The organism is Pseudomonas sp. P1_C12 (assembly GCF_056406435.1).
Window position 1 is genome coordinate 95,922 of the sequence record NZ_JBFUAE010000013.1, and the last position, 15,713, is coordinate 111,634.

Annotated in this window: 16 protein-coding genes; 12 read left to right on the forward strand and 4 right to left on the reverse strand. The window is 59.0% G+C overall.

Annotated elements, in window-relative coordinates; genetic code table 11:
* Positions 1 to 89: 89 nt before the first annotated feature.
* Positions 90 to 545, reverse strand: coding sequence for a MaoC family dehydratase (locus tag AC1D19_RS21365; protein ID WP_477754620.1), 456 nt, complete (start codon positions 543 to 545; stop codon positions 90 to 92).
* A gap of 194 nt (positions 546 to 739) precedes the next feature.
* Between AC1D19_RS21365 and AC1D19_RS21370 the strand changes: the two genes are divergently transcribed.
* The 3 genes from AC1D19_RS21370 to AC1D19_RS21380 are packed head-to-tail and all read left to right on the forward strand — an operon-like array spanning position 740 to position 2,417.
* Entirely contained in the window at positions 740 to 1,102 is a 363-nt protein-coding gene (locus tag AC1D19_RS21370) for a CidA/LrgA family protein (RefSeq protein ID WP_223453604.1), read from the forward strand.
* The gene (locus AC1D19_RS21375; RefSeq protein ID WP_477764478.1) at positions 1,099 to 1,815 is read left to right on the forward strand and encodes an LrgB family protein; all 717 of its coding nucleotides are present in this window, start codon (positions 1,099 to 1,101) and stop codon (positions 1,813 to 1,815) included. The genes AC1D19_RS21370 and AC1D19_RS21375 overlap by 4 nt, the downstream gene beginning before the upstream one ends.
* An 11-nt stretch (positions 1,816 to 1,826) precedes the next feature.
* Positions 1,827 to 2,417 (forward strand): LON peptidase substrate-binding domain-containing protein, encoded by a 591-nt coding sequence (locus AC1D19_RS21380; RefSeq protein ID WP_223460883.1) that lies wholly within the window; start codon positions 1,827 to 1,829, stop codon positions 2,415 to 2,417.
* A 587-nt stretch (positions 2,418 to 3,004) separates the two neighbouring features.
* On the opposite strand, the gene AC1D19_RS21385 is transcribed toward AC1D19_RS21380, so the two are convergent.
* The 3 genes from AC1D19_RS21385 to AC1D19_RS21395 form a co-directional block, all read right to left on the reverse strand.
* Positions 3,005 to 3,208: a cold-shock protein gene (locus AC1D19_RS21385; protein ID WP_477754623.1), complete on the reverse strand. Its 204-nt coding sequence runs from the start codon at positions 3,206 to 3,208 to the stop codon at positions 3,005 to 3,007.
* A 738-nt stretch (positions 3,209 to 3,946) separates the two neighbouring features.
* Positions 3,947 to 5,263: a bifunctional DedA family/phosphatase PAP2 family protein gene (locus tag AC1D19_RS21390; protein ID WP_477764479.1), complete on the reverse strand. Its 1,317-nt coding sequence runs from the start codon at positions 5,261 to 5,263 to the stop codon at positions 3,947 to 3,949.
* Positions 5,264 to 5,382: 119 nt separating this feature from the next.
* Positions 5,383 to 6,078 carry a DNA-3-methyladenine glycosylase gene (locus tag AC1D19_RS21395; protein ID WP_477764480.1) on the reverse strand — a complete coding sequence of 232 codons (696 nt, stop codon included), beginning with the start codon at positions 6,076 to 6,078 and terminating at the stop codon, positions 5,383 to 5,385.
* Positions 6,079 to 6,267: 189 nt separating this feature from the next.
* Here AC1D19_RS21395 and AC1D19_RS21400 point away from each other — a divergent pair, with 189 nt between their 5' ends.
* The 9 genes from AC1D19_RS21400 (at position 6,268) to AC1D19_RS21440 (ending at position 15,692) form a co-directional block, all read left to right on the forward strand.
* Positions 6,268 to 7,539 (forward strand): glutamate-5-semialdehyde dehydrogenase, encoded by a 1,272-nt coding sequence (locus AC1D19_RS21400; protein ID WP_477754626.1) that lies wholly within the window; start codon positions 6,268 to 6,270, stop codon positions 7,537 to 7,539.
* Between the two features lies 1 nt (position 7,540).
* On the forward strand, positions 7,541 to 8,230 hold the full coding sequence (nadD, locus tag AC1D19_RS21405) for a nicotinate-nucleotide adenylyltransferase (RefSeq protein ID WP_477754627.1): 690 nt from the start codon (positions 7,541 to 7,543) through the stop codon (positions 8,228 to 8,230).
* Positions 8,231 to 8,303: 73 nt separating this feature from the next.
* Positions 8,304 to 8,798: a ribosome silencing factor gene (gene rsfS, locus AC1D19_RS21410; protein ID WP_008022922.1), complete on the forward strand. Its 495-nt coding sequence runs from the start codon at positions 8,304 to 8,306 to the stop codon at positions 8,796 to 8,798.
* Between the two features lie 9 nt (positions 8,799 to 8,807).
* Positions 8,808 to 9,275: a 23S rRNA (pseudouridine(1915)-N(3))-methyltransferase RlmH gene (gene rlmH / locus AC1D19_RS21415; RefSeq protein WP_003185785.1), complete on the forward strand. Its 468-nt coding sequence runs from the start codon at positions 8,808 to 8,810 to the stop codon at positions 9,273 to 9,275.
* Between the two features lie 10 nt (positions 9,276 to 9,285).
* Positions 9,286 to 11,181, forward strand: a complete 1,896-nt coding sequence (gene mrdA, locus AC1D19_RS21420; protein WP_477764481.1) for a penicillin-binding protein 2 — start codon at positions 9,286 to 9,288, stop codon at positions 11,179 to 11,181.
* 31 nt (positions 11,182 to 11,212) lie between these two features.
* A complete protein-coding gene (gene rodA, locus AC1D19_RS21425; RefSeq protein ID WP_477759730.1) occupies positions 11,213 to 12,316 on the forward strand; it encodes a rod shape-determining protein RodA in 1,104 nt (367 codons plus the stop codon).
* A 17-nt stretch (positions 12,317 to 12,333) separates the two neighbouring features.
* Entirely contained in the window at positions 12,334 to 13,344 is a 1,011-nt protein-coding gene (gene mltB, locus AC1D19_RS21430) for a lytic murein transglycosylase B (RefSeq protein ID WP_477764482.1), read from the forward strand.
* Positions 13,344 to 14,351: a septal ring lytic transglycosylase RlpA family protein gene (locus AC1D19_RS21435; protein WP_477764483.1), complete on the forward strand. Its 1,008-nt coding sequence runs from the start codon at positions 13,344 to 13,346 to the stop codon at positions 14,349 to 14,351. The genes mltB and AC1D19_RS21435 overlap by 1 nt, the downstream gene beginning before the upstream one ends.
* A gap of 183 nt (positions 14,352 to 14,534) precedes the next feature.
* Positions 14,535 to 15,692 carry a D-alanyl-D-alanine carboxypeptidase family protein gene (locus AC1D19_RS21440; protein ID WP_477753833.1) on the forward strand — a complete coding sequence of 386 codons (1,158 nt, stop codon included), beginning with the start codon at positions 14,535 to 14,537 and terminating at the stop codon, positions 15,690 to 15,692.
* Positions 15,693 to 15,713: the final 21 nt, after the last annotated feature.

The window sequence follows — 15,713 nt, forward strand, 5'->3', positions numbered from 1 at the left end:
GGAGTATGCCGCAGCTATGTGTCCTTATATAGGGTGAGGTACCGCGAGAAGGCGCGAAACAGCATGAGCTGCTTCGCATCCGGGAAGGTTTATACGAAGCACAGGGACAGGGGTTCGGCGATGTATGCCGGCTTGTCCGAACCTTCGATTTCCAGGGTGGTGGTGGCCTTGAGCAGCCATTGGCCGGGTTTTTTCTCGGTGACTTCGGTCAGGTCGACCTTGAGTCGCACTTTCGAATTGACCTTGACCGGCTGAATGAAGCGCACGCTGTCGAGGCCGTAGTTGACCACCATCTTCAAGCCTTCGGGCATGACGAGGATGTCTTCCATCAGTTTCGGGATTAGCGACAACGACAGAAAGCCGTGAGCGATGGTGCTGCCAAATGGCGTTTGCGCGGCTTTGACCGGGTCGACGTGGATGAACTGAAAATCCCCTGTGGCTTCGGCGAACAGGTTGATGCGCTCCTGATCGATAGTGAGCCATTCGGAACGTCCAAGTTCCTTGCCGACATAATCTTTGAGCTCTGCAACTGGAACATAGGGCATTGAGACTCTCCTTGGGTTCATCGGTTTTATAGATTTGGCTTGCGGGGGATTTAACCTCCCGGCTTACCACTTTAGATCAACATGGCCAAACGCTCCGGTCAACCGAACATGCTTTTGGCGAATGCCGGTCTATAGCGCGGGCATGCTTATAATGCCCGGCCAATGCGGGTGACGGATTTTGCGGGGGATCAACAATGTTGCTACGAGGTCTGACGTGGCTGGTGCTGTTCCAATTGCTCGGCACGGCGATCAATCATTTGTTTTTGCCCGTGCTGCCGGGGCCGATTGTGGGGTTGCTACTGTTGTTGGTGTACCTCATCTGTCGCGGACAGGTCGGCGAGCCACTGAACCTGGCGGCCAGCAGCCTGTTGCGCTACCTGCCGCTGTTGCTGGTGCCGCCAGCCGTGGGCGTGATGGTCTATGCCGCTGACATTGCGGCGGATTTCTGGGCCATTGTCGGTGCGCTGGTGTTGTCGCTGCTGCTTTCGATGGCCTTCGCCGGGGTGCTGATGCAGCGCATGGTCAAGCGTCACGCTCACTCCGAGGACAGCCAATGATCTTCGACTGGCACGGCGCCTGGACGTCGGTGATTCACCATCCATTGTTCGGCATAGGCATTACCCTTGGCGCCTATCAGCTCGTCCTGGCGGCATTCGAGAAAACCCGCTGGATCTTTTTGCAACCGGTGCTGGTCTCCATGTTACTGGTGATCGGCGTGCTGGTGGGCTGCGGTCTGACCTACGCCGAGTACCGCAAGAGCACCGAGATCCTGAGTATCCTGCTCGGCCCGGCCACTGTCGCGCTGGCGGTGCCGCTTTACCTCAACCTGCGACGGATTCGGCAGTTGTTCTGGCCGATATTTACTACGCTGGTGATAGGTGGTGTCGTGGCCACGGGCATGGGCGTGCTGCTGGGCTGGTGGTTCGGTGCCGAGCACATGATCCTGATGACCATGGCGCCGAAGTCGGTAACTTCGCCGATTGCCATGTTGGTGGCTGAGCAGATCGGTGGTGTCGCGGCGCTGGCAGCGGTGTTCGTCTTGATTACTGGTGTGATCGGGGCGATTTTCGGCCCGACCCTGTTGACCCGGCTCGGCGTGCACAGCCCGGAAGCCAGGGGGATGGCGCTGGGCATGACGGCCCACGCTGTCGGCACGGCGGTGGCGATGCAGGAAAGTGAAGAGTGTGGCGCCTTCGCGGCGCTGGCGATGAGTCTGATGGGTGTGGCCACGGCGGTGTTGCTGCCGTTGGCGGTGTCGATGGTGGTGTAAAGGAAATGTCTATGAGTCTGCCGCTTTTCCCACTGAACACAGTGCTGTTTCCCGGTTGCATCCTCGACTTGCAGATTTTCGAGGCGCGTTACCTGGACATGATCGGCCGCTGCATGAAACAGGGCGGTGGTTTCGGCGTGGTGTGCATCCTCGAGGGTGAAGAGGTCGGGATCGCCCCGGCCGGCTACGCGCTGGTGGGTTGCGAAGCGCTGATCACCGATTTCAATCAACAGGACAACGGCCTGTTGGGGATTCGGGTTCGAGGCGGACGGCGTTTCCATGTATTACGATCGGAGATCCAGCGCGATCAGTTGACCGTCGCCGAGGTCGAGTGGCTGGAAGACGAACCGGAGCAGCCACTGCAGGACGAGGACGCCGACCTGGTGGCATTGCTCAAGGCCCTGGCGGAACACCCGATGGTTGAAGCCTTGAACATGGGCACTGAAGCGACCGGGCAACAGTCACTGGCCAATCAGTTGGCGTACCTGTTGCCCTTCGCTGAACTGGACAAAATCGACCTGCTGCAACTCGATGATCCGCAGCAACGACTGGATGCGATTCAGGCGTTGCTGGATGAATTGCAGGGCGAGTTGTTTGCCTGAAAGCATTCTTCAGAACTCAATGCGGTAAATTACCATAATTACTATGGGGCTAGCGGCAGCGGACAACCACCACGTATGCGCCCGACCTGGTTTCTGGTGGTGTTGTTTGGCTTTTTCATTTTACGGCATCTGTGGGATGCGAAATCAAGGTTTTTTGCCATTAAACCAGTTTGGGGTCAATGGCAAAATTCCGATACTCTGCCTTCCCTGTCTTCCCTCGGGGTTATCAAAAATGGTGCGACCATCCTGCATCCAGGAACTACAGTAACAAGGCCACAGCATGCGCACCTCTGCTAACTTTCTTCTTCATCAACGACTTCAAGATTGATTGCGTAGTACCGACCATTATCCCCCCGGCATAAATCGTAGCTCACCATTTGGCCAGCCTTGATTTTTAGAGCTTCGAGTTCAGCTGGGTCGAGGGAAAAAAAAAGACATTCTGCTCATTGAGCTCCTCCGAGGGGGTATTAATGTCAGCAGAATTATTTTGACTCCATTCTTTCATGTCTCCTCCAAAGGCAAGCCAGCTCCCACAAAAAAACGGCGCAGGGCTTGCCCGAAAATCAGTTATTATTAACAGGTTGTGTCTATATAAGACTTACGTCTTCTGCCTGCATTCCTTTTGGTCCGGGAACGGGCTTGAAGGTCACTTTTTGTCCCTCTTTAAGGCTTTTAAAGCCCTCGGCCTTTATTGCTTTGAAGTGAACAAAGAGGTCCGCGCTACCATCATCAGGTGTGATAAACCCAAAACCCTTCTCATCATTGAACCACTTGACTGTTCCTGCTTTCATTTTATTTTCCGCTTACTAATTAACATGAAACAAAGTCACACCATTTCGCATATGGACCTTGTTGACTGACGACAGAGAAACACCCTTGGTGGGAGCAACGTTTGAGGAGCTCAGGATGATTTTCAGATCTCGCATCACGGAACGTGATGCGATGTTCAAAAAACTAATACAAACAGCCCAGCGCCGCAATGAATGCACTACTGCAAAACTGCGACTGAATGCGACTGAATGTTTTAGCTTTTTTCAAAGACACAAAATGTTTACCTGATCAGGGAACCTACGTTATTTGCACCACTTATAACGACCCGGCCGGATGTTCGAGCCGATACCGCCGGCCGCCATCAATCACAACAATAGCGCCTCTTGCAAGAGTCAGAATAAGGCTGGTGGTAGTTGTGATAAATTGGCTGGCTTGTGTGTTAGTTTATATTTGTAATGCTGGTATCGTTTTTAAATAAATTGAAAGATCTCTAATATGTTTGTTTTAAGTTAAATGGCTATATTTTGCGTGTCTGCAGGAGTAGGCATGAAGGCGATATAAGGAGTTGTTGGTTGGAAGTTTTAATGGCGCAGGGCGTTCGTTGTGGGTTGGGTAATAAAGAATGCCGATACTGCTGTCTTTCAGTATCGCATGCGTGAGCGTTCGGACTTGCCATTGCCTAGCTTTAATGGAGTCTGATAAAAAACCGCTTCACTCTTAATGGTGAAGCGGTTTTTTGCTACTGGGTTCCCAGCCAACTAATAGGCATAACGCAACATTGTATGTGGCAAGTGGCGCAATACGAAGAGCGCGAACAACGCCATCATCGCCGGCAGTATCAGCCACCAGACCTTGGGTGACAGTGCCTTGAGCGGCTCCCTTCGCTGGACCAGGTACAGGCTGGCCGCGCAGATGCACGCTGCCAACATCGTGCCGGCCATTACGTCCGTTGGCCAGTGCGCGCCGAGGTACACTCGGGAAAGGGCAATCGCCATCGCCGGCAAACAGGCCACCAGTAACCAGGTCAGGCGCATGCGTGGTGGCTGTCCGCGGCCAGCCAGAACCGCGAGGGTCAGGAACAGTGCGAACGAGCCCGATGCATGGCCGCTGGGCATGCTGTAGCTGGACAGAGGGTCGCTCAGCACTTCCGGCCGTAGGCGGGCGAAAAAAAGTTTGGTCGCGGTGTTGGCCAGTGCCGTGAACAATAATGTGCTGATGGCGAAGATCGCCTGCCGCCACTGTCGGGTAATTAGCAGCAGTCCTGCCAGCAAAGCACTGAACAGCAGCATGTTGCGGAATTCGCCAATCAGCGTGAAGACCACCGCGACCTCATCGAGCATCGGGCTGCGATGTTCCTGCACCAGGGTCATCAGCCCTTGATCGAGGGCGTTCAGGTACGGATAGCCGATGAACAGCCCTGCCAGAATGAGAAAACTCATGCCGGCGATTAACCCTGTAGCCCTGCGATGCTGGCGCAAGCTACTGGTGGCGCTCAGCCCGACCATCATTGCAATGCTGCCGGCAACGATTCCTGTCTGAGGCCAGAAACCTTCAGGCAACGGCAAGCGAATCGCCGCACCGGTGGCCCAGCCAGGCAGCAAATAAGCCACCGACCACCCCGCACCGGCCAGCAGGCTGACGGCGATGAAGCGTGGGAAGGGCATGTCGCACATGCCGGCGACCATGGGCAGCATCGGCCGCAACGGCCCGATAAAACGCCCGACCAGCAGGCTGGCGATGCCATAGCGCTGAAAATAGGTCTCGGCCCCGGCAATCCATTCCGGGTGATGGCGCAAGCCGGGCAGGCGCCGGATGTTCTGATGAAAATGCCGTCCGAGGAAATACGAAACCACGTCACCCAACACACCGGCGAGGAAGCCCAGCAGCAAGGTTTCACTCAACGGCAACGCACCGCTGCCGGCCAACACCGCAACGGTGAACAGTAAAACCGTGCCGGGGACGATCAGCCCGGCAATCGCCAGGCATTCCACAAAAGCCACCAGAAATATTGCCGCCGCCAGCCATTGCGGGTTGACCGTCAACCAACCGGTCACGCTATCGAGCCATTGGCCCATAAATCCAACTCCGTTTTCATTGGTTGCCCCTGTAGGAGCTGCCGCAGGCTGCGATCTTTTGCCTTTCAAAGATCAAGATCAATAGATCGCCGCCTGCGGCAGCTCCTACAGGATTGTGTTCATAGCAGGATGTAATCGCGCCCTTCGGTTTGCCCCCGTCGCAGCGGATTTCGCGTGCAGTACGGCGCATAAGCCGCATCGACAAAGCGGTACATCAGATGCTCATCGCGCCCGTGGGGGATGCCCAGGCGTGTAGTCTGGATGATGTGGGCGGGCGTCTGGCCGACGTGCTCCACCAGCAGCACTTCATGGTCAAAGCGTTTGGCGTCCCACACCGGCACTTTCAGGCCCAGTGCCTTGCAGAGCAGGGTTTGCCCGGCGCAGAGTTTTTGTGACGGGCGAGGGTGGCCCTGGGCGTCGGGATTGTTCAATAGCATCTGTGCCAGGCTGGCCGGCCCGCTCAATTCATCGACCCACGGGTAGGCGGACTTGATCAGCACGGCGTTACCGGGCCCTTGGGCGCTGAAATTAAGGGAATCGCCGCCCCGGGCGTAATACATATAGATGTGGCCGCCATCCAGAAACAAAGCCTTACGCTTTTCTGTGTAGCCGAGGGACGCGTGGCTGCCTTTTTCCGCGCGGTAATAGGCTTCGGTCTCGATGATTCGGGCGCTGAGCCACAGGTCGCCGACCCGATGGCGTATGACTTTACCCAGTAAATCCCGAGCCAGAATTTGCGCGTCGCGGTCGAAAAACGCGTCCGGCAGGCCCGTGGGCAGGCTCGTAGCGGATGCTCGAACAGTCAGGTTGGACATGATGAACGACGTTTATCAGGGCTGATTGAGTCGTGATGATAACAATTTGCAGCTTAATCCCGGCTGAACGTCAGCAAATTGCCCTCCATTTCGACCATCCGCCCGTCACCGCTGTTAGTCCCGGGACGCGACAGCTATAATCTGCCGCTTTACTCTTTACCAAGACCTTATCAAAGACCACGCCAGACCATGACTGAGTCCGTTCTTGACTACATGACCCGCCTGGGTTGCGCTGCCCGCGAAGCTTCCCGCGTGATCGGCCGCGCCAGCACCGCGCAGAAAAACCGCGCCCTGCAGGCTGCCGCCAATGCGCTGGACGCTGCCCGCGCCGAGCTGACGGCGGCCAATGAGCTGGATTTGGCCGCCGGCCGCGCCAATGGTCTTGAGCCGGCTCTGCTGGAACGTCTGGCGCTGACCCCGGAGCGCATCGACGGCATGATCGTCGGCCTGCGTCAGGTTGCGGCGCTGCCGGACCCGGTCGGCGCGATCCGTGACATGAGCTACCGCCCGTCCGGTATTCAGGTCGGCAAGATGCGCGTGCCACTGGGCGTGATCGGAATCATCTACGAGTCGCGGCCAAACGTGACCATCGATGCCGCCAGCCTGTGCCTGAAGTCCGGTAACGCGACCATCCTGCGTGGCGGTTCCGAGGCCATTCATTCCAATCGAGCCATCGCCGCCTGCATTCAGCGCGGCCTGGCCGAGGCCGGCCTGCCGGCCGCAGTGGTGCAAGTGGTCGAAACCACGGATCGCGCTGCCGTCGGCGCGCTGATCACCATGCCTGAATACGTCGATGTCATCGTGCCGCGCGGCGGCCGTGGTCTGATCGAACGCGTCAGCCGTGATGCCCGCGTACCGGTGATCAAGCACCTGGACGGCATCTGCCACGTTTACGTGAGTGAACACGCCGATCTGGCCAAGGCCCAGCGCATCGCGTTCAACGCCAAGACGTACCGTTATGGCATCTGTGGTGCCATGGAAACGCTGCTGGTGGATCACACCGTTGCCAAGGATTTCCTGCCGGCGATGGCGGCACAGTTCCGCGAAAAAGGCGTCGAACTGCGCGGTTGCGAGCGTACCCGGGCAATCATCGATGCCGTGGTCGCTACCGAAGAAGACTGGAGCACTGAGTACCTGGCGGCGATTCTGTCGATCCGCGTAGTCGACGGACTGGGCCAGGCCATCGAGCACATCAATCATTACGGTTCCCATCACACCGATTCGATTGTCAGCGAACACCAGGGCGACACCCGGCGTTTCGTGGCTGAAGTCGACTCCTCGTCGGTGATGATCAATACCCCGACATGCTTCGCCGATGGCTTCGAATACGGATTGGGTGCCGAGATCGGCATTTCTACTGATAAGCTGCACGCCCGCGGCCCGGTGGGCCTCGAAGGGTTGACCTGCGAGAAGTACATCGTGGTCGGCGACGGGCAGTTGCGCGGACAGGAGCCGGCCTGACTTGGGCGACTTAGACCCGCCAGCCCCGGCCACCGTCAGCGAGCCAGTCCCTTGCCGCATTGGCGTGCTGGGCGGAACGTTCGACCCGGTGCACATCGGCCATTTGCGCAGTGCGCTGGAAGTCGCCGAAACACTGGCGCTCGATGAACTGCGACTGACACCGAGTGCCAGGCCACCCCATCGGAATACGCCGCAGGTGTCAGCCAAAGACCGGCTGGCGATGGTCGAGTGCGCGGTGGCCGGTGTGGCGCCGTTGGTGGTGGACGCCCGCGAATTGCAGCGGGACAAACCGTCCTACACCATTGATACCCTGGAGCTGATGCGCGCCGAACTGGCCGCAGAAGACCAGGTTTTTCTGCTTTTGGGCTGGGACGCTTTTTGCGGCCTGCCCACTTGGCACCGCTGGGAAGAGTTGCTCCAGCATTGCCATATCCTGGTGTTGCAACGCCCGGATGCCGACAGCGAACCGCCGGATGCCTTGCGCAACCTGCTGGCCGCGCGCTCGGTGAGCGACCCGCTGGCCCTCAAGGGGCCGAGCGGACAGATTGCATTCGTCTGGCAGACACCGCTCGCGGTATCCGCCACCCAGATCCGTCAACTGCTGGCCAGCGGTAAGTCGGTACGTTTCCTGGTGCCCGACGCGGTCCTGGCCTACATCGATGCGCACGGACTCTACCGTGCGTCGAACTGAATAGGAGTGCCTCAAGGCACGTAGCAACAACGTGTATTGAAGCGCCCGAACATACGAGCAAAACGAGTTTTATATGACGAACAACGACGTAAACAAAGTTAAGCGCAAAGGCACGTTCAAGAGTGCCCCGCTGCCGGAAAAGGTACTCGCTGCCGAGCCGCCTAAAGGCGACGAACTGGTCAAGATCGCCGTAGCCGCCCTGGAAGACGTCAAGGCCCAGGACGTGCTGGTCATCGATGTTCGCGACAAGCAGAGCATCACTGACTACATGATCATCGCCACCGGTACGTCCAACCGCCAGATCGGCGCGATGCTGGACAAGGTCCGAGAGGCCGTCAAAGCCCTGGGCATCAAGCCGCTGGGTGAAGAAGGCAAGGGCGACAGCGACTGGGTTCTGCTGGACATGGACGACGTGATCGTCCACATGATGACTTCCAATGCACGCCAGTTCTACGACCTGGAGCGCCTGTGGAAGGGGGCCGAGCAGAGCCGTGCAGCCGATGGCAAACACCACAGCCCTGAAGTTGGTCACGAGCACTTCAACAAGCTCAACAAAGACCAGGAATAAGGGACTGCTGTGCGACTGCGACTGATCGCCGTCGGTTCACGCATGCCCAAATGGGTGGAAGAAGGCTGGCATGAATATGCCAAGCGTCTTCCGTCCGAGCTGGCGCTGGAACTGGTGGAAATACCGCTCAATACCCGTGGCAAGAACGCCGACGTGGCCCGCTTCATCCGTCAGGAAGGCGAAGCCATGCTGGCCAAGGTCGGGCCGAACGAGCGGATTGTCACTCTCGAAGTCCACGGCAAGCCCTGGAGCACCGAGCAACTGGCGGTCGAGCTTGATCGCTGGCGGCTGGACTCGCGTACGGTCAACTTCATGGTCGGCGGCCCCGAAGGGCTGGCGCCGGAAGTCTGTGCCCGGGCTGACCAGCGCTGGTCGTTGTCGCCGCTGACCTTGCCGCACCCGCTGGTGCGGATCCTGATCGGCGAACAGTTGTACCGTGCCTGGACCGTGCTGTCCGGTCACCCTTACCACAAGTAGCTCTGCCCTCATGTCCCAGCCGATCCGCATCAAGGACCACGAAAAAGACGCCCGTCTGGTGCGTGGCCGCGTCGTGTTCGGGGCCATTGCAGTGGTGGCGCTGATTGGCGTGCTGATCGCGCGCCTGTATTTCCTGCAGGTGATCCAGTACGAGTACCACTCGACCCTGTCGGAAAACAACCGCGTCCATGTGCAGCCGATTCCGCCGCCCCGTGGCTTGATTTTCGACCGCAATGGCGTGGTGATTGCCGATAACCGGCCGAGTTTCAGCCTGAGCATGACCCGCGAGCGTTCCGGCGACTGGCAGCAGGTGCTCGATGTGATCGTCGAAGTGCTGGAACTGACGCCCGAGGACCGGCTGATCTTCGAGAAGCGCATGCGTCAGGGCCGCCGGCCGTTCGAGCCGGTGCCGATCCTGTTTGAACTGACCGAAGAGCAGATTGCGCGCATCGCCGTGAACCAGTTCCGCCTGCCGGGTGTGGAAGTGGTCGCGCAATTGGTCCGTCACTACCCGCAGGGCGCGCACTTTGCGCACTCGGTGGGCTACATGGGGCGGATCAACGAGAAAGAGCTGAAGACCCTGGATCCGGTGAGTTACAGCGGCACCCATCAAATTGGCAAAACCGGCATCGAGCGTTTCTACGAGCCTGAATTGCACGGCCAGGTGGGTTACGAGGAAGTCGAGACCAACGCCCGGGGCCGCGTATTGCGCGTGCTCAAGCGTACCGATCCGATTCCCGGCAAGGACATCGTCCTGAGCCTGGACATCAAATTGCAGGAAGCCGCCGAAGCTGCGCTCGGTGGTCGTCGTGGTGCGGTGGTAGCGCTGGACCCGAAAACCGGTGAAGTGCTGGCGATGGTCAGCCAGCCGAGTTTCGACCCGAACCTGTTCGTCACCGGCATCAGCTCCAGGGCCTATTCCGAGCTGCGCGATTCCATCGACCGGCCGTTGTTCAACCGCGTGCTGCGTGGCCTGTACCCGCCGGGCTCGACCATCAAGCCGGCGGTGGCGATTGCCGGCCTGGATTCCGGCGTGGTGACCGCTTCGACCCGAGTGTTCGACCCCGGTTACTACATGCTGCCCAACTACGACCACAAATACCGTAACTGGAACCGTACCGGCGACGGTTTTGTCGACCTCGATACGGCGATCATGCGCTCCAACGACACCTACTTCTATGACCTGGCCCACAAGCTGGGGATCGATCGGTTGTCGTCGTACCTGTCCAAGTTCGGCATCGGTCAGAAGGTTTCCCTGGACATGTTCGAAGAGTCGCCGGGTCTGATGCCGACCCGCGAATGGAAGCGCGCGACCCGCCGCCAGGCATGGTTCCCGGGTGAAACGCTGATTCTGGGGATCGGTCAGGGCTACATGCAATCGACTCCGTTGCAACTGGCTCAGGCCACCGCATTGGTGGCCAATAAAGGCATCTGGAATCGTCCGCACCTGGCCAGGACCATCGAAGGCGAGAAGCCGGTGGACCCTAACCCGATGCCGGACATTATCCTGCGCGACCCATCGGACTGGACCAAGGTCAACCACGGCATGCAGCAGGTTATGCATGGTGCCCGGGGTACGGCGCGCAAAGCCTCGATCGGCGCGCAATACCGAATCGCCGGCAAGTCGGGTACGGCCCAGGTGGTCGCGATCAAGCAGGGTGAAAAGTACGACCGCTCCAAGGTCCAGGAGCGTCACCGTGACCACGCCTTGTTCGTCGGCTTCGCGCCGGCCGACGACCCGAAAATCGTGGTGTCGGTGATGGTCGAGAACGGCGAGTCCGGCTCCGGCGTCGCCGCGCCAGTGGTGCGTCAAGTCATGGATGCCTGGCTCCTGGACCAGGACGGTCGGTTGAAGCCCGAATACGCCAGCCCTATCAGTGCAGAGGCTACCGCCCGTGATGAATAACTTCGATCGCATGCTCTCCAGCGAGGATGTGATGCGTCGCCGTGCAACGCTGCTGCAACGCCTGCACATCGACGGCCCATTGTTGATCCTGCTGCTGACTCTCGCCGCCGGCAGCCTGTTCGTGCTGTATTCGGCCAGTGGCAAAAGCTGGGATCTGCTGGGCAAGCAAGCCACTTCGTTCGGCATCGGCCTGGTGTCGATGGTCATCATCGCCCAGTTCGAGCCGCGCTTCATGGCGCGCTGGGTGCCGCTGGGCTACGTGGTCGGGGTAATGCTGTTGCTGGTGGTGGACATCATGGGCCACAACGCCATGGGCGCCACCCGCTGGATCAACATTCCCGGGGTGATCCGTTTCCAGCCCTCGGAATTCATGAAAATTCTGATGCCGGCGACGATCGCCTGGTACTTGTCCAAACGCACCTTGCCGCCCCAGCTCAAGCATGTGGGCGTCAGCCTGATGCTGATCGGCGTGCCGTTCATTCTGATCGTGCGTCAACCGGACCTCGGCACTTCGCTGCTGATCCTGGCCGGCGGCGCTTTCGTGTTGTTCATGGGTGGCTTGCGCTGGCGCTGGATCCTCAGCGTACTGGCCGCCGCCGTGCCCGTGGCGGTTGCCATGTGGTTCTTCATCATGCACGACTATCAGAAGCAGCGAATTCTGACGTTCCTCGACCCGGAGAGCGACCCGCTCGGTACGGGCTGGAACATCATCCAGTCCAAGGCCGCCATCGGTTCCGGCGGTGTGTTCGGCAAGGGCTGGTTGCTGGGGACCCAGTCGCACCTGGACTTCCTGCCGGAAAGCCACACCGACTTCATCATTGCAGTAATGGGTGAAGAATTCGGCCTGGTGGGGATCTGCGCGCTGTTGCTGATCTACCTGCTGTTGATCGGCCGCGGACTGGTGATTACCGCCCAGGCGCAGACATTGTTCGGCAAGTTGCTCGCGGGCAGCCTGACCATGACGTTTTTTGTTTATGTTTTCGTCAACATCGGTATGGTCAGTGGCCTGTTGCCGGTGGTGGGGGTGCCGTTGCCGTTCATTAGCTACGGAGGAACTTCGCTGGTGACGCTGCTGTCAGCGTTTGGGGTTTTGATGTCAATCCATACCCATCGCAAGTGGATCGCGCAGGTTTGAATAAGGTGAAACTTTCAATGCAAGTAATGCGTGGCTGGGCGACTCGGTATGCGCCATGGGTCGGCCTGGTAAGCATCCTTGGCACCGTGCAGGAAGCGTTGGCCGGCGACTACGAAGGCTCACCCCAGGTGGCCGAATTCGTCGGTGAAATGACCCGCGACTATGGTTTCGCCGGTGAACAATTGATGGGTGTGTTCCGCGAAGCCGAGCGCAAGCAGTCGATTCTGGACGCCATCTCGAAACCCGCCGAACGGGTCAAACAGTGGAGCGAATATCGCCCGATGTTCATCACCGATGCGCGCATAGCCCGGGGTGTGGATTTCTGGCGTCAGCACGAAGCAGTGTTGGCCCGTGCCGAGCAGGAATACGGCGTGCCGGCCCAGGTGATAGTCTCGATCATCGGCGTTGAAACCTTTTTCGGCCGTAATACCGGAAATTTCCGGGTGATCGATGCCTTGTCGACCCTGGGTTTCGACTATCCTCCCCGTGCCGAGTTTTTCCGCAAGGAATTGCGTGAGTTCCTGCTGCTGGCCCGCGAAGAGCAGGTCGATCCATTGACGCTCAAAGGCTCCTACGCCGGCGCAATGGGATTGCCGCAATTCATGCCGAGCAGTTTCCGCGCCTATGCGGTGGATTTCGACGGTGATGGCCATATCAACATCTGGACCAACCCGGACGATGCCATTGGCAGTGTCGCCAGTTACTTCAAGCGTCATGGCTGGGTCGCCGGCGAACCGGTAGTCAGTCGCGCCGATGTCCGTGGCGATCACGCCGACGAGGGTTTGACCACAGGAATCGAACCGACAAAAACCGTCGGGGAGTTGCGAGCCCTGGGGTGGTCAAGTCATGATGCGCTGCGCGATGATATGCCGGTTACCGCTTTCCGCCTGGAAGGCGACAATGGCCCCGAGTACTGGATGGGCCTGAAGAATTTTTACGCGATCACGCGTTATAACCGCAGCGTGATGTACGCCATGGCCGTACATCAACTGTCTGAACAGCTGGTCCAAGCACGGGGCGTCAAGTAATGCGGGCATTGCCTATCGATAAACCCCTGAAGCTGATGGCATTCGCCGCGTTGGCCGTGTTGGTCGCCAGTTGTTCGACCAGCCGCGTGCCGGCCCAGAAGTCCACCACCGCCGTGCGCTCGACGCCGGGGCTGGACATCAACCGCGCCCACAAGGATGGCGCGCCATGGTGGGATGTCGATGTTTCGCGCATCCCGGACGCCACGCCGACCCTGCACACCGGCCCGTACAAGGCTAACCCGTACACTGTGCTGGGCAAGACTTACTTTCCGCTGCAAGAGTCCAAGACCTACGTGCAGTCGGGTACGGCGTCCTGGTACGGCACCAAGTTCCACGGTCAGAACACCGCCAACGGCGAAGTGTATGACCTGTACGGCATGAGTGCTGCGCACAAGACATTGCCACTGCCGAGTTACGTTCGGGTGACCAACCTGGACAACAACAAGAGCGTGATTCTGCGGGTCAACGATCGCGGGCCATTCTATTCGGACCGGATCATCGACTTGTCCTACGCGGCGGCCAAAAAGCTCGGTTATGCCGAAACCGGCACCGCGCGGGTAAAGGTCGAAGGCATCGACCCGCAAACGTGGTGGGCAGCCAAAGGTCGTCCGGCGCCTTTGATGCTCAACGAACCGCAAGTCGCGCAGAATAGCGCCCCGGTGATCACGGCTTCGGCCGGCACCGTCGAGCAATGGACACCGCCGCCGCAGCAACACGCCGCCGCAGCGGTGCCTGTGCAGCTCGATGCTAAAAAAAACGCTTCTGTACCAGCCTCTGGCCAGTATCTGCAGGTGGGCGCGTTCGCCAACCCGGACGCTGCAGAACTCCTGAGATCGAAGCTCAGCGGGATGGTGAGCGCTCCGGTGTTCATCAGCTCGATCGTGCGCAATCAGCAGACCCTGCACAGGGTTCGCCTGGGGCCGATCGGTTCGCCGGGTGAGATTGCCCAGGTACAGAACAGCGTGCGCCTGGCCAACCTTGGTTCGCCAAGTGTGGTCACCGAGTAATACGTAGGACTTGATTGACGATTCACCAGCGATTGGGGGGTGAATCAGGTTGTTGGCTCGTCGAAGAACAAAAGCCCGGCAAGGGTGACTGGAGTGAGCAACTGAACACGCGATGACTCGTTAGAAAGTCATCTGATTTAATTTTGCCTTCGGGCAGTTTCCATTAGCGATTTCGAGAGACGGATGAACATCACCACCTTTGCCAAACGCCTGTGTCTGCTAGTCCCGCTGCTCCTCTCGCCAGCCGCCTTCGCGGCCGAGATGATGCCGTCGCCACCACAACTGGCTGCCAAAGCCTACGTTCTGATGGATGCCAGCAGCGGCAACGTGCTGGTCGAGAACAACGGTGACCAGCGTCTGCCGCCGGCCAGCCTGACCAAGCTGATGACTGCGTACATCGCGACCCTGGAAATCCGTCGTGGCCAGATCGGCGAAAACGATCCGGTGACCGTCAGCGAAAACGCCTGGCGTACCGGTGGTTCGAGGATGTTCATCAAGGTCGGCTCGCAGGTCACCGTCAGCGACCTGCTGCACGGCATCATCATCCAGTCGGGCAACGACGCCAGCGTCGCGCTCTCCGAGCACATCGCCGGCAGCGAAGACGCCTTCGCCGACCTGATGAACAAGACTGTTGCCGACCTGGGCATGACCAACACCCACTTCATGAACCCGACCGGCCTGCCGAACCCTGAGCACTACTCGTCGGCTCACGACATGGCTGTGCTGGCCCGCGCGATCATCCACGAAGACCCGGCTCACTACGCGATCTACTCGCAGAAAGAGTTCTTCTGGAATGGCATCAAGCAACCGAACCGTAACCTGCTGCTGTGGCGCGACAAGACCGTCGACGGCCTCAAAACCGGCCACACCGACGAAGCCGGCTACTGCATGGTGTCTTCGGCCGTACGTGATGGCATGCGTCTGATCGCCGTGGTGTTCGGCACCAACAGCGAAGTGGCCCGTGCCGCCGAAACCCAGAAGCTGCTGACCTACGGTTTCCGCTTCTTCGAAACCCAGACCTTCTATCAGAAGGGCGCCGAACTGGCCCAGGCACCTGTCTGGAAAGGCTCCACCAATCAAGTCAAGGCCGGCCTGGCTGAAGACCTGACCATGACCCTGCCGAAAGGCCAGCTGAAAAAGCTCGCTGCCAGCATGACAATGAACCCGCAGCTGGTCGCGCCAATCGCCAAGGGCGACGTGATCGGTAAAGTCGAAGTGAAGCTGGACGACAAGGTGGTGCACAGCGCTGATCTGATCGCTCTGGACGCTGTCGAGGAAGGTGGTATCTTCCGCCGCATGTGGGATAGCATCCGTCTATTCTTCTACGGCTTGTTCAACTGAATTTAGTGTGCACCTGCATGG